The organism is Agarivorans sp. JK6 (assembly GCF_045277145.1).
Lineage (GTDB): Bacteria > Pseudomonadota > Gammaproteobacteria > Enterobacterales > Celerinatantimonadaceae > Agarivorans > Agarivorans albus.
In genome coordinates this window covers 2,706,656-2,721,443 of the sequence record NZ_CP113525.1, presented here as the reverse complement: position 1 = coordinate 2,721,443, position 14,788 = coordinate 2,706,656, and the positions used below count along the sequence as shown (strand labels likewise).

The 14,788-nt window shown below is 42.7% G+C and carries 9 protein-coding genes and 1 pseudogene; 9 read left to right on the top strand and 1 reads right to left on the bottom strand.

Annotated features, from left to right (window positions below):
* Nucleotides 1-187: 187 nt before the first annotated feature.
* The 6 genes and pseudogenes from OV592_RS12685 to OV592_RS12660 all read left to right on the top strand — a co-directional run bounded on the left by OV592_RS12685 (nucleotide 188) and on the right by OV592_RS12660 (nucleotide 7,405).
* Nucleotides 188-1,954, top strand: coding sequence for a sodium:solute symporter family transporter (locus OV592_RS12685; protein ID WP_406608818.1), 1,767 nt, complete (start codon nucleotides 188-190; stop codon nucleotides 1,952-1,954).
* A 96-nt stretch (nucleotides 1,955-2,050) separates the two neighbouring features.
* Nucleotides 2,051-2,386 (top strand): cupin domain-containing protein, encoded by a 336-nt coding sequence (locus OV592_RS12680; protein WP_016403993.1) that lies wholly within the window; start codon nucleotides 2,051-2,053, stop codon nucleotides 2,384-2,386.
* A 12-nt stretch (nucleotides 2,387-2,398) separates the two neighbouring features.
* Nucleotides 2,399-3,343: a sugar kinase gene (locus tag OV592_RS12675; RefSeq protein ID WP_406608817.1), complete on the top strand. Its 945-nt coding sequence runs from the start codon at nucleotides 2,399-2,401 to the stop codon at nucleotides 3,341-3,343.
* A gap of 16 nt (nucleotides 3,344-3,359) precedes the next feature.
* The gene (locus OV592_RS12670; protein ID WP_016403991.1) at nucleotides 3,360-3,974 is read left to right on the top strand and encodes a bifunctional 4-hydroxy-2-oxoglutarate aldolase/2-dehydro-3-deoxy-phosphogluconate aldolase; all 615 of its coding nucleotides are present in this window, start codon (nucleotides 3,360-3,362) and stop codon (nucleotides 3,972-3,974) included.
* Between the two features lie 208 nt (nucleotides 3,975-4,182).
* Nucleotides 4,183-6,024: pseudogene (locus tag OV592_RS12665) on the top strand (Ig-like domain-containing protein); the annotation flags it as partial.
* Between the two features lie 907 nt (nucleotides 6,025-6,931).
* Complete coding sequence (locus tag OV592_RS12660; protein ID WP_406608816.1) at nucleotides 6,932-7,405, top strand: AAA family ATPase; 474 nt, start codon at nucleotides 6,932-6,934, stop codon at nucleotides 7,403-7,405.
* A gap of 182 nt (nucleotides 7,406-7,587) precedes the next feature.
* On the opposite strand, the gene OV592_RS12655 is transcribed toward OV592_RS12660, so the two are convergent.
* Nucleotides 7,588-7,908: a hypothetical protein gene (locus OV592_RS12655; RefSeq protein WP_406608815.1), complete on the bottom strand. Its 321-nt coding sequence runs from the start codon at nucleotides 7,906-7,908 to the stop codon at nucleotides 7,588-7,590.
* Nucleotides 7,909-8,297: 389 nt separating this feature from the next.
* Between OV592_RS12655 and OV592_RS12650 the strand changes: the two genes are divergently transcribed.
* From OV592_RS12650 to OV592_RS12640, 3 genes are all read left to right on the top strand, one after another.
* Nucleotides 8,298-11,498, top strand: a complete 3,201-nt coding sequence (locus tag OV592_RS12650) for an FG-GAP-like repeat-containing protein (protein ID WP_406608814.1) — start codon at nucleotides 8,298-8,300, stop codon at nucleotides 11,496-11,498.
* Nucleotides 11,499-11,883: 385 nt separating this feature from the next.
* Nucleotides 11,884-13,521 carry a putative bifunctional diguanylate cyclase/phosphodiesterase gene (locus tag OV592_RS12645; RefSeq protein WP_406608813.1) on the top strand — a complete coding sequence of 546 codons (1,638 nt, stop codon included), beginning with the start codon at nucleotides 11,884-11,886 and terminating at the stop codon, nucleotides 13,519-13,521.
* Between the two features lie 124 nt (nucleotides 13,522-13,645).
* Complete coding sequence (locus tag OV592_RS12640; protein ID WP_406608812.1) at nucleotides 13,646-14,785, top strand: GNAT family N-acetyltransferase; 1,140 nt, start codon at nucleotides 13,646-13,648, stop codon at nucleotides 14,783-14,785.
* Nucleotides 14,786-14,788 lie beyond the last annotated feature (3 nt).

The following is a 14,788-nucleotide window of genomic DNA, read 5'->3' as shown; positions in this document are numbered from 1 at the left end:
GCTTACTTGTTGAAGCCATGTAGCGTGAGGCTGGATTTGCCTTAAAATTAATCAAAACAAGCTAAGCAAAAAATAATTGGATCTTCATCACACATAAAGTGTTTTTGTATTACAATATAATTAATTTGTAATACACTTAGCTGGCTTTAATTATTTCACACTTAACTTTTGACCTTCAGAGGCGGCTATGAGTATTGATATCGTTGTTGTACTAGCCTACTTCGTATTTTTAATTGCGATAGGTTGGATGTTTCGTACTTTTACATCTTCCACCAGTGACTACTTTAGAGGCGGCGGTAAAATGCTGTGGTGGATGGTAGGTGCGACAGCATTTATGACTCAATTTTCAGCATGGACCTTTACTGGAGCAGCAGGGAAAGCATTTAGCGACGGTTTTGCCATCGTTATCTTGTTCTTAGCCAACGCGTTTGGCTACTTTATGAATTACATTTATTTCGCTCCGAAGTTTCGACAACTTCGCGTAGTTACCGCAATCGAAGCGATTAAAAAACGTTTCGGCCGTACCTCTGAGCAATTTTTTACTTGGCTAGGCATGCCCGACAGTTTGATTTCTGCCGGTGTATGGTTAAACGGTTTGGCAATTTTTGTTGCCGCTGTTTTCAACATTCCTATGGAAACCACGATTATTTTCACCGGTGTAGTATTGGTGATAATGGCTGTAACCGGTGGTTCTTGGGCGGTTGTTGCGTCTGATTTCATGCAAATGTTAGTGATAATGGCTGTAACAATTACCTGTGCCATTGCTGCTTACTTCCATGGTGGCGGTCTAACCAACATCATTGGTAACTTCCATGGCGACTTTGTGATGGGCAGTAACCTTAACTATGTGAGCATTTTCTTATTGTGGATTGTATTCATCTTTGTGAAGCAATTCGGGGTAATGAATAACAGTATTAATGCATACCGCTACTTATGTGCCAAAGACAGTGATAACGCACGTAAAGCTGCTGGTTTAGCTTGTGTGTTGATGATTGTTGGTCCGCTTATTTGGTTCTTACCACCTTGGTACGTAAATGCCTTTATGCCTGACTTTGCGGAAGCTTATAGCACCGTAGGTGGCAGCGATGCAGCGTACTTAGCCTTTGTTCAAAACGTTATGCCAGCAGGTATGGTGGGTTTGTTAATGTCGGCAATGTTTGCCGCTACGATGAGCTCTATGGACTCGGGTCTTAACCGTAATGCAGGTATCTTTATTCGTAACTTCTATTCACCGATATTACGTAAAGAAGCAGCCAGCGAAAAAGAACTTATTGTTGCAAGTAAAGCCGCAACGATATTCATGGGCTTTGTGATTATCTCGATAGGCTTATTTATTAACTCACTACGTCATCTAAGCCTGTTTGACATTGTATTAAACATTGGCGCGTTGATTGGCTTCCCTATGCTGATTCCTGTGCTACTTGGTATGTGGATCCGCAATACGCCTGATTGGGCAGGATGGGCAACCTTAGTAGTTGGTGGTGTGGTGTCTTATGTATTTGGTATCGCGTTAACTTCTGACGACATTCAAAACTGGTTTGGCTTAGAGCAAGCCCTAACTGGTCGTGAATGGGCTGACCTGAAAGTAGGACTTAGCCTAGCAGCACACGTGATATTTACCGGTGGTTTCTTTGTTGGCTCAACCTTGTTCTTTAAAGGGCGTACGCCAGAGCGTGAAGCTGAAGTAGCTGAGCTGTTCCGCGATTGGAATACTCCAGTACATGCAAACACTGAAGAGCAACACAACCTAGATACTAAACAGCGTTCAATGTTGGGTAACCTAATTAGTGTTGCTGGTTTCGGCATCATCACCATGGCATTGATTCCAAATGACATTTCCGGTCGAGCACTGTTTGTTCTGTGCGGAACCATAGTATTGGTAGCTGGGATCTTGTTAGTACAAGCTTCTAGAAAACCAAATAAAAACTTAGACACAGAAGCGATAACGGAATAAACGCGAGAGGCTTAAGCCAAGGCGAGTGAGTCTCGCCTTGGTAAAAGAAGGATTTACCTTAAGCACAACTGAAAACTAACCATAACGAGAAACATTATGACAGCATTTTTTAATTCAGCAGAAACTCCTTGGGATGACCTTGGCGATGGCGTTACCCGTAAAATTGTGGGTCACACCGACCAGTTAATGGTTGTTCACGTACGTTTTGAAAAGGGCGCTATTGGTGCTCCACACGCCCACGAATTTCACGACCAAATTGGTTACGTAGCCGAAGGTAGCTTTGAAGCTGAAATCAACGGCGAAAAAAGAATTGTTAAGAAAGGTGATGCTTACATCGCCCCGCGTACTTTCATGCATGGTGCAGTTGCGCTGGAAGAAGGTAGCGTATTAGTAGATTGTTTCTCACCACCGCGTGAGGACTTCTTGTCTTAAGAGGAAACATTCATGACTGAGTTAAAAGTCGCCTTTATTGGCGAATGCATGGTAGAACTGCAGCAACAAGAAAATGGCCTTCGTCAGAGCTTTGGTGGCGACACGCTAAATACAGCGGTATATTTTTCGCGTATTAGTCAAAATGCCAAAGCTAGCTATGTTACCGCACTTGGCCGCGATGCCTTAAGCGAGCAAATGATCGCAACATGGCATGCCGACAATATTGATACCCACTTGGTACAACGTTTAGATGACAAGTTACCTGGTATTTATATGGTTCAGGTAGACGAGACTGGCGAGCGCAGCTTTTTGTATTGGCGCAACGATTCCGCTGCTAAATTTTGGTTAGAGCGTGCTAGTGACGCTTTAATTGAAGAGCTGACTAATTATGATGTAATTTACTTGTCGGGAATTAGCATTGCAGTGTTGCCAGAAGCATCTCAAGAGAAGCTTTTCCAAGTTTTAGCTCAGTGTAAAAACAACGGGGCGAAAGTTGTATTTGATAACAACTTCCGCCCAGCTTTATGGCAAAGTAAGCAACAAGCTATCGACGCATATGCCAAAGTTCTAGCCTGCACTCATACTGCTATGCTCACCTTTGATGATGAGCAAGAGATTTATGATGATGCGCATATAGAGCAATGCATAGAGCGTACTTTAGCGCTAGGTGTTAGCGAATTAGTGATTAAGCGCGGTAGTAAAGATTGTTTAATCGTTACTGAAGACGGCGCAATTAGTGTTCCAGCTACAAAAGTTGCTAATGTGGTTGATACCAATGCTGCGGGCGACTCATTCGCTGCAGGTTACTTGGTTGCTCGTTTACACGGTGCAAATACCGAACAAGCAGCATTAACTGGCCATAAAGTGGCTGGTACAGTTATTCAGCATAAAGGCGCAGTAATTGACGCCGCACATATGCCAAAGATTCAGCTATTATTTACCGCAGATGCGGTGTAAGAACTAGGAACAAAACATGAACTTAAATGAACAACTTCAAGCGCTTAAAGTAATTCCTGTTATCGCTATTGATAACGCAGATGATGCTGTGCCATTGGCAAAAGTATTGGTAGATAATGGTTTACCTTGTGCTGAAATTACTTTCCGCACGCCAGCTGCGGCTCAAGCAATTGCTAACATGCGCGAAGCCTACCCAGACATGCTAATTGGTGCGGGCACAGTATTAAACAGTGGCCAAGTTGATCAGGCTATCGAAGCAGGTGTTGATTTTGTGGTTAGCCCTGGTTTCAACCCAACAACCGTGCGTTACTGTCAGCAACGTAACATGCCGATTATTCCTGGTGTTAATAACCCTTCATTGGTTGAGCAAGCGATGGAAATGGGTTTAGACACCTTAAAGTTTTTCCCAGCAGAGCCATCAGGCGGCGTAGGCATGTTAAAAGCGTTAACGGCGGTTTACCCGGTTAAATTTATGCCAACTGGTGGTGTATCGGTTAAGAACATTAACGATTACCTAAGCATTAATGCTGTACTTGCTTGTGGCGGTACTTGGATGGTTCCAGCGAATCTAATCAAAGAACAAAACTGGGATGCTATCGCTGAGCTAGTTAAAGCTATCGATTTAAACTAGTATTTAGTTTTGTATAAAAAGCCCTTGCAGAGCAATCTGCAAGGGCTTTTTTTATTTGAAATTAGAATAACAACACAATTCGTCTATTGTTATAAGTGTAAGCAGCTTAACCTGTTGCATATGTTGTAATTATGTTTATTTATTGATGGTTTTGTAGGAACGTATTAGTATAATTTTTCTAATTTTGTAATTAAAGAAGCTCAAACTCATGAAAAGTTTTCTGTTCTGTTGTTTTGCTTTAATTTTTACCACACTACTTAGTGCTTGTATTTTCGACTCAACTGGCGATTTAGCAGTGGCTAAGTTACAAGTATCTATAGAATCACAAAAAGGTGACTCGTTAAACACGGGGGTTCCAAAAGGCTTTAGCCCATCGCTGATTGCCATTGCCACCTTGTATGATGGTTCAACAGAAGACGTTACTAATCAAGTGTTTTGGCATAGTAGTGATCAAGCTGTAGTTAAGTTTGAAAACAACAAAGCATTGGCTGTAGCACAAGGTACTGCACTTGTGTCGGCTGGTTTTCGCGGAATAGAAAGCAATCAGCTGAGAGTTGAAGTGACAGATGCAGTGTTAGTCGAACTTCAACTCACACCTGCATTAACTTCACTTCCGGTTGGTATTAGTCATGATTATCAGGTGTTGGCTACTTTTAGTGATTCAAGTATTGTTAACGTTACTGACGAAGTAACTTGGTCTCTGAGCGATGAAAAGGTGGCCAGTATTAATTCGGGTCAGTTGCTCTCACTAATGCCTGGCTCTATAGGTTTGTCTGCGAGCTTGTTAAACGTTCAAAGTAATCTTGTTGAGCTGGCAGTCACAGACGCTGAACTAGTCTCTATTCAAGTTACCCCTAGCGATCTCACTATTGCTTTTGGTACCAATGCAGAGTACTTGGCAATAGGTACTTACACTGATAATAGCACTCAAGAAATAAGCAATTTAGTTGAATGGAATAGCAGCGACACTGATGTGGCAACCATCGCTGATAGCATAGCAACAACAATAGCTCAGGGCTCAACAATTATTAGTGCGAGCTTCAAGGATGTATCGAGTAATAATGTAGCGTTAACGGTAACTGCCGCAGAGCTAGTTAGTATTCAAGTAACTCCTGCTTCAAGTTCTCTGCCTGAAGGAAGTACTCAAACTTATGTAGCTACTGGAACCTATACGGATGACAGCACTCAAGATATTAGTCATCTAGTTACATGGAATAGCAGCGCTACAGATATTGCGACCATTGTTAATGATTTAGCCACTGCAGTTGATGAAGGCACAAGTGTAATAAGTGCGAGTTTTAATGGGGTAAGCGGCAGTGGAACGTTAATTGTGATAGAAGAAGAACTCGTTAGCATTCAAGTAACTCCTGCTTTAAGTTTTATGCCTGAAGGGAGTTCTCAAACTTATGTGGCTACCGGAACCTACACCGATGGCAGTACGCTAGATATTAGCGGTCTAGTCGCATGGAATAGCAGTGCCACAGATATAGCGACCATTGTTAATGGACTAGCGACGGCGGTTGACGAAGGCGTAAGCGTAATAAGTGCGAGTACCAACGGGATAGCCAGTAGTGCAACGTTAACAGTGATAGAAGAAGAGTTGGTTAGCATTCAGGTTACTCCTGCATTAAGCTCTTTGCCCGAAGGGAGTACCCAAGTTTATGTGGCTACCGGAACCTACACAGATGACAGCACGCTAGATATTAGTGGATTGGTGTCGTGGAATAGCAGCGATACGAGTGTAGCAGTCATTATTGATGGTTTAGCTACTGCGACTGCACAAGGAACTAGTTTAATCAGTGCCAGTTTAGGGGGCGTTAATAGTAATAAAGCTATCCAAACAGTGACTGCTGAAGAGCTGGTCAGTGTTCAGGTTACCCCCGCAACAAGTAGTATTGCTAAGGGCAATACCCAACGTTTTATTGCAACGGGCACCTATACAGACAGCAGTACTCAAGACATCAGTAATATGGTGTCATGGAATAGCACAGATACCGGAGTTGCAACGGTTGTTGATGGCTTGGTTACTGGAGTTGTCGAGGGTAGCAGTACGATTACAGCTAGCTTAGCTGGTTATACAATTAATAGTAGTAGTTTAACGGTAACGGCTGCTGTGTTGTCGAGTATAGAGGTGAATGCCCCTAGCCAATTGTTAGTTAATGGGCGTACGAGTACTTATAGTGCCACTGGCGTTTATAGTGACAGTACAACGGCTGATCTCACTTCAATAGCTGACTGGAGTAGCAGCAATGCATCAATTGCGACGATCTCTGGTGGTAATGCTATCGCTGTTGCTACAGGCTCTGCAGAGTTTACAGCGAGTTTTAATGGTGTAAACAGCTCAGGGACTAACCTGTCGGTTGTTGATACAGTACCTGTGTGTGGCGCCACACCAGCGTCGAGTGATTGCATCTTGTATTCAACGGGTATATCTGGCAATGCCGCTGGTAAGTTGTTTACTGCAGGGCCTAGCTTATCAATAGTCAGCGCTATGGGGTATACCTCCATGCATAAGATAGCGAATAGCGGTTTAACGTATGCCCAGGCTATTGCAGAAGATGGTACTTATGCACCTGAAGGGATTTATGTAAGGTTTCGTAATGATGGTGCCGGTGGTGGTCAATACGACCGCTTTTGTCTAGATTTAAATAATATAGCCTTTGATGGAAAAACTAATTGGAGGCGAGCCACACGTTTTGAACTAAGTGATCTGTTTAATGACTATGGAAACATGTTTGTAAACCAAGGTTGGCCGGCTAGCTCTGGTTATTGGTCTTCAAATTACTATGGTTATAGTGGAACATATGACACTGACTTGTATTGGTTTGTAGCGATGCGTACCGGTGCAAATTATATACAAATTGATTGGACACCCAGGCCAGCGAGTTGTGTTTCAGATTAGGCTGAATGCTCTAGCCTTTGTTCAATAGTGATAATGAGGTTAATAAACAATTCAAGTGGCTAAAGTCATTTTTCTGTGTGGTTTTATTGGTTCAGGTAAAACCACTTACGCAAAAAAGCTAACGGCGGAGCTGCCGGCATTTCGTTTCACCATGGATGAGTGGATGATCCCTTTGTTTGGTGAGCATATGGAGCGCGAGATATTTGATGCGCGACAAGATGCTCTTTATGGCTTGTTTCAACAATCAGCAATATCGTTATTGAAGTTGGGAAACTCAGTTGTGTTTGATTGCGGCCTTTGGCAAAAAACAGAGCGAATAGAAATGGCTCAGTGGGCCCAAGCCGAAGGCTTTGAGTTTGAGATTCACTATCTAGACGTAAGTTTTGCGCAATGTTGTGACCGCGCTTATTCACGTAATAAGGATCGCGGTGAGAACGCTTACGAAATGACACCCGAGATGATGGAGATGTTTTGGCAACAATTTGAGAAGCCGAGTGCAGAAGAAGTCGTTATTAGAGTTTGCTCTTAGCGCTTTGCGAAATGGGGCCGATATCTCTTACCTAACTACTTTTTTGTATCTCAATCATAGATTCTTTCACAGCTCGCTTATTGTTTCGTAGGTATAAACGAGCCCAATTATAGCTAGTAACATCGTTTCTCACTGAGGTACGCTATCGGCATAATCAATCATTTACGGATGTAGTCGAATACCTATTTTTTAGGTAGCGCAGTGACAAAACGATATGCATTAAACTCTTGCCCATTGTAGCGGCCGCGAACCTGTACCGAGGTCATCGTCATTACACTTGCTACAGATTTTGCGGTTACGGTATGTGACATCGTATTCTCGAAAACACCGAATGATTCTTGATTAACAATCACTCCAGGGCCTGGTGCAATTTTTATAGCTAAGTCTTCTATCTCACCATCGGATTCAATAACAACCTGATAGCTAAATTCACGATCGACCAAGTCCAATATCTTCGGTGTTACAACTCTAACGCCATCGGGCAGCTTTATTGGTCTATTCAATATTGGGTCATAGCTTCCATGAAATCGTCCGTCCTCGCAGGCTGAGCTTATACCCGGTGTAAGCAAACAGAACAAACTCAATAGTATTAATAGCGGTCCATTTTTTACACTAAACATCAGTAGCTTGCCTTTTGTGATACTTCTTACCTATCTGCTTTTTAAAATCCTAAGTTAGGTGGAAGTAAATATTTTTAATGATTAATCATTGCAGTAATTCCAATTGTTATCAGTATGTTTAAGTTCAAACATCGATCTACTCCACAATAATGGTTGACCAATATGGATCGTTATCGCACTAAATATGAACCAATATTGAATCATGGTTTACCAATGAATTAGCTTAAGGGGGAATTTGGTTCCAGTCATAATCTGAATAAAAAGGATTTAATATGCCCCACATGGTTGAACGCTTTAATAAGCGTCTTTGTTTGACCTTGCTAGCCGCCTCTTTAACTACGTTATACGGATGTGGTAGCAGCTCAGACGATGGTACTCCCCCCCCAGTAGATGACAGTTTTACAGTTGGCATTTTTGAGCCAGTTACCTTAGAGAAAAATTTGAGTGGCGATTCGTTACAACGAATTGACTTTGAAGTTTCTATCGACAGTGACTTTGCCAATTTGTCGCTCTACATCGATGACAAGCTTGCAATAGACAATATTGATATTCCTGCCTCTGGTATCAATACTATTAATGCATTAGTGGATATTGGTGAGGTGGGTCAAAAAAGTATTAAGTTAATGGCCCGTGGTGGTGGTATCACTGTTAATAAAATGGAATTTAGTGAACGCCCCGATTTATTACTGCCTAAGTTTGTTGATATTGCCGAAGAGGTGGGGATCACTGACCAACTAAATCTACCTAAATATGGTGGGCCAACCGTTGCCGATATTAATAATAATGGTTACTACGATCTTATTCTTAATAACCATAACTGGCGTCCAACCAACCAGCTTTATTGGAATAACCAAGACGGCACGTTTACCTTAAACACTGGTGACTGGGATGGTTCTTTATCATGGGGTGACATGCATGGTACCGCCGCAGCTGATTATGACAAATCGGGTGATTTGGGCATTATCGTAACGCGAGGTGGTGGCAACGGAACAACACCTTCATACCCAGACTTTTTCGTTAACGAGGACACTACACTAACAGAGTCTTACCAAGAGGTAGGCATCACTGAAAGTGCCCGTGGTCGTGGTGCTCGATTCATTGATATGAATGGCAATGGTTTCCTTGACCTAGTATTCATTAATGCTGAAGGCATTAACGGTGACAGTGGAGCACAGCATTTATTTTACAAAAACAACCTAGACGGAACCTTTAGTCGAATTGATGTACCCGGCATCGAAAAAGCCAATACTGAACGGGTGTTAGTATTGGATTACGATGGCGATGGCGTAGATGACTTATTATTCCTCACTCCGATGACCTTGTGGAAAAATAATGGCGATTTCACGTTTACTGACGTAACAGACACAGTTTTACCTGAGAATGTACGCCAAACATGGCAAGTTCAAGCGGCTGCTGATGTGGATGTGACAGGAAATGGTTTTGCAGATATCTACTTATCAAAAGGCCTTCCGCATTACCAACTTTCAAATCGTTCTTTAGACTTTAACCCGACCTCACAAACACTTGATCTTAACGATGATGGTAATCAGGGGCGCAGAACCATGCAGCTCACGGTTGAAGATTCGTTTACACTAAAAAATCTTCACCTCACTTATCGTCAATATGACGGTGGTTTCCCGATAATGCTGGGCGAGAACAAAGTTGCCCATGAAGTGGTTAAAGTTGAGGACTACTACACACTTCCGGAAGACCTAACTATTGCCCAAGAAGCAGCAATGGGGTGGCCAGAAAATCGCGAAGAAAATGGCATTTACATCGGCTACGTTGGTGACAACCAGTGGAATGTGGAATGGGTTAAAAATGACAACGTGTTTTGGCAGGTAGCGTTCTCACTCGATAACATTCAAAATGTGAATACTGCATGGGAGCCTCAGAACCGAAATCAGCAAGATATACTGTTGGTTAACAAAGGCGGTGTATTTGTTGATGAAACCAGCGAATGGAATCTCCCTCCAGGGGGGAACCACTGGGGTGTTACTTACGGAGACTTTAACAACAACGGTTACAATGACATCTTTGTTCATCGCTATGGTTTCTTAAAGGAACGTGTTACCGATTATCTATTGATAAATACCGGTGAAGGTAAATTTGAATTAACTCAAATGCATGGCGCTCATGATCCAAAAGACCCTGGTCATGGTGATATGGGACAAGCCTTTGCACTAACTCGTGATGGTAAAGTTGACTTACTTAATGGCAGTGAAGACGGCATTTGGTATCTCTACAAAAACCAAACAGAAATTACCGACAGCCATAGTTTAGTGCACGTTGGTTATAGCCCAGTGCATAATGTCGACCCAATGTCGGCAGTTGTTAAAGTGTCAGTTGAAGGTAAGTCTTATACAAGACGTGTAGGCTCTTCTGGTGAAAACTTCTCACAAAGTTTACTTAACACAGTACATTTTGGTTTAGGTAAATCTACAGCTATCGAACAAGTCCAGATTACGTGGCGTAATGGTGAGACAGTTTATTTAAATGCTCCGGCCATTAATGAGCGAATCACCAGTGATGATGCTGAAATGCCAGCGCCAACTGATATCGATTTAGGTCGCGAAGAGCGTAAACTGCGCCCTGGTGATAGCTACCAGATTACACAAAGTTTTACGCCGGTTAATGCGATTAATGGCGTGACTTACTCCTCAAGCGCTCCAGATCTAGTGTCAGTTAGTGATACTGGCTTAGTCACTGCGATAGAGCTAGGCGAGGCAACAATCACTGTACAATCCACTGCCGCCGAAAGTGTCTCTGCTTCATTGCTGGTGAAGTCAGGCGAGTTTGATCCTATCTATGCAACAGGCATTAGCATCGACTGGGAAGAACAAGCTGTTTACATTGGTCAAAACTACCAATTAACCGCGCAGCTTACGTCCAGTGAACCTGGAGAACTACCTGATGATCCTTCAATTCTATGGTCTTCATCTGATGTGAGTGTTGCAACCGTATCAACCAGTGGTCAAGTTAACCCTATTGCTGCGGGTAATGTTGTGATTACTGCAACTGCTGTAGGTTCTGAAGTAGCTGATCAAGTAAAAGATAACGTTTCATTGGATGTAGAGGCATTTGTAGAAGCGAGTGTTGTATTTGATGACAACAGTAAATATCTCGGACCAGAGCTATGTACAAATCAACCTCTTGATGTGGTGGCAAATTATCATGCCGGTTCGGGGTCAGAAGTTAACAGCAATGGTTTAACCTTCCGCTTACGACACATGGATGCTGGTTGGGGGCTTGTTAATGATTACATCATTGAACATCCCGAATCGGCTAACAGTGAATCAGGTACGGCAACTGCCGAATTTGACCTAAGTGATCCTTTAGTTATCCCAACTGCAGATCTTCCAGACGGGCACTTCCACTTCCTATTTGTTGAATTTGTTACTGACGAAGGTAAGAAATTCGAGAGGGGTATCGGTTGGGCACCTGGAGATATTAAAATCGTAGACTGTATTTAAGTTTACTTCGCAAGAGCCGACTTATCGGCTCTTGCTTTCTGCTGTTATCCTACCGTTGAGCTTAGCGAACTTGCGCTTATCATTCGCTCTTAGTCTAACAAGCCTTAGGTTTTGAAACGCGCTAGGGCAACCAACTTGTGTTGTAATCAGTTTACTCTTTCAAATCGAGAAAATACTTTTGGCTCAACGCCTGAGTTTTGATTGCTATGTCAAATAATGCTCTGTTTTTTATCAATTTTATTTAATGTTATTACTCAATAGCTATTGTAAGGAAGTTCGCAAAGCAATAGACTCAACTTCATTAAATATGATGGTAATACAACCTTGATACTGGTGACTCAACGGCAATCACCAGCGCAAAGGCTTTAAACTCCAGGGATTGGGTTTGATTAGCAAAGCAAAACGTTCTAACAAGTGTATCGTTGCAGAATCTCTTGCGGCGTTATTGGCTACATTATTATTGGGATTTGTTCTCGCTCATCTCGAAGCGTTTGAAACCCTATATTCCTTTTCTCGCAACCATGAAAGTTGGGAACTGGACGAAATCATCTTAATGGTGCTGTTATCTCCGATTTTTTTGTTGTGGCTTGCGGTACGTAGATGGGCCGAAGCTCAATATGAAGCAAAAATGAGAGAAGAGCGCGAATCTCAGTTGGCTTACCAAGCTACGCACGACCCGCTCACCGGCTTAGCTAACCGAATATCTTTGGAAGACCGCTTAAGCCAAGCTGTGGCACGCTGCAATCGAAACAACTCTCGTATCGCTGTCTTGATGATAGATCTTGATGATTTTAAAAAGGTAAATGACTATTTAGGGCATGATGCGGGTGACCGCTTATTGCGGGATATTGCCCAAAAAATCGCCTCAGGTATTCGAGCCGAAGATACCATCGCACGGTTTGGTGGAGATGAGTTGGTTGCGGTACTAAATTGCGACAAAGGCCAATCAGCATGCTTGTTAACTGTAGAGCGCATCATAAAGGCCTGCAATTTTACCACTGTTATCGACGGCCTAAAGATTGAAACTTCGGCAAGTATCGGTGTGACATTTTATCCGGAACAGGATCAAGAAAGCTTGGCTCCGGAGCAATTAATCCGCCAAGCAGATCAAGCCTTATACCGCGCAAAACTGGCTGGTAAAAATCGTTATGAGCTATTTGATGGAGAAAGCGCTCGAACGATCAAGTCTCTATTTGCTCAACGCGAAGAGTTTAAAGCAGCCTTGGCAAATCAAGAGTTGCAACTCTACTATCAAGCTCAAGTGAATACCAAAACCGGACAAGTGATTGGTGCTGAAGCGCTATTGCGCTGGCTGCATCCTAACTTGGGAATACGTTCCCCTGTGAGTTTTTTGCAGGCCATTGAAGATCACCCGCTTATTATTGACTTAGGCGAGTGGGTAATAAACCAAGCTTTGGCTCAATTAGAGCGTTGGCAACAACAAGGCGTGCATCTTAAAGTAAGTGTCAATATATCTGCTTTTCATATCCAACAAGATAATTTTGCCGAACGCTTAGATCACCTTTCTAAGCAATACCCAACGGTAAAGCCTGGCTGCTTAGAGCTAGAGATTACCGAGACGGGAGTATTAGATGACTTTGCTCAAGTCGCAAAAGTGATGGCACAATGCCAAGGCCTAGGTTTTAGCTTTGCCTTGGATGATTTTGGAACTGGTTATGCGTCTTTAAGCTATTTGCAAAGCTTGCCTGCCGAACTCATCAAAATTGATAGAAGTTTTGTTCGTGATGTACTGGACGACCCTAAGGATCTCCGGATGATAAAAGGCATTATAAGTTTGGCAAAAGTATTTTCATTGCCGGTTATTGCAGAGGGAGTTGAAAGCAAAGCACAACAAGATAAATTGTTGAGCTTAGGCTGTGAGCTTGCCCAAGGGTATTTTTATGCAAAGGCCTTACCCGAGCGCGAGTTTCTTGAATGGCTCAGCAACAGGCAACGAGGTGCAGCTAGCAACCAAACTTTGCCACCGCTGCCTTGCACTAGCGCCGGTGATTTAGCTACTTAAGGTTTATTTATATTAAGTTGCAAAGAGCATGTTTTGTAAAAGCGGCCAACAGAGCCAATAAATAGTATTGTTATGCGTCGCTTTGTTGTAATTTGGTTGTATCAATGTAACGAAATGTGATTTTGTGACTACCAGTAAAAACGCGTTAACTAACAACTGCAGTTATTTATTGCACTCTAATATTAACCATAGTGAAATTACGCTTAATGCTAGCTCACCATTTCACAACCCATTGTTCTTACAAGCTTTAGAGCAACAAGCATGTGTGGGTGCTAATAGCGGCTGGCAGCCTCATCATATAGAGTTGCCCGATCATCAATTATTGTTTCCCAGCTATTTAAAGTCACATAGCTATGGTGAGTATGTGTTTGATTGGGCCTGGGCCGATGCTTATCAGCGTTACGGTTTACAGTACTACCCCAAGCTTGTAACCATGCAGCCTTTTACGCCTATCGCTGGGGATAAGCATTTTGGTAATGCCCTCACTGATAGCGCCGTTTCTCAACTGACCGATAGTGTGGTAGATATTTGCCAACAGCAGAACTTAAGCTCTTGGCACTGCAATTTTATTGAGCAGTCTTTTGCCGAGCAATTGCAAAGCAATGGTATGATGACGCGTCACGGGGTGCAGTTTGAATGGCATAATCAGGGCTATGCTAGCTTTGAAGATTATGTATCACGTTTTACCTCTCGCAAAAGAAAAACCACTAACAAAGAGCGCAGAGTAGCGATATCCAGCGTGGACGAGATAGTTTGGCGAAAGGGCGAAGATATCGACTATCAAGCCTTAGAGGCATTTTATCTTTGTTATCAAACTACCTATATGAAGCGTGGACAAAAAGGCTATTTGTCATTTGGCTTTTTTCAGCAACTCGCTAAGCAAATGGGCGATAACATGCTGCTAGTGACAGCAGAAAAAGACCAGAAAATTGTGGCTAGTGCTTTGTTCTTTTTCAATCAAGATAACTTATATGGCCGCTACTGGGGATGTTTGCAAGAGCTAGATATGTTGCATTTTGAGTTGTGCTTTTATCAAGGCATTGAGTTTGCGATTGCCAAGGGAATACAGCGGTTTAACCCGGGAACGCAAGGTGAGCATAAGCTTTACCGGGGCTTCGAACCGGTGACTACGTATTCTTCTCACTATGTTGCTCGTAGTGATTTTTCCGCTGCGATAAAAGATTTTTGCCTCGAAGAACAGCGGCAAATTGCGCAATATGCCGAGCAGTGTAAGAAGCTGCTTCCTTATAAAATACAAGCATGAGTT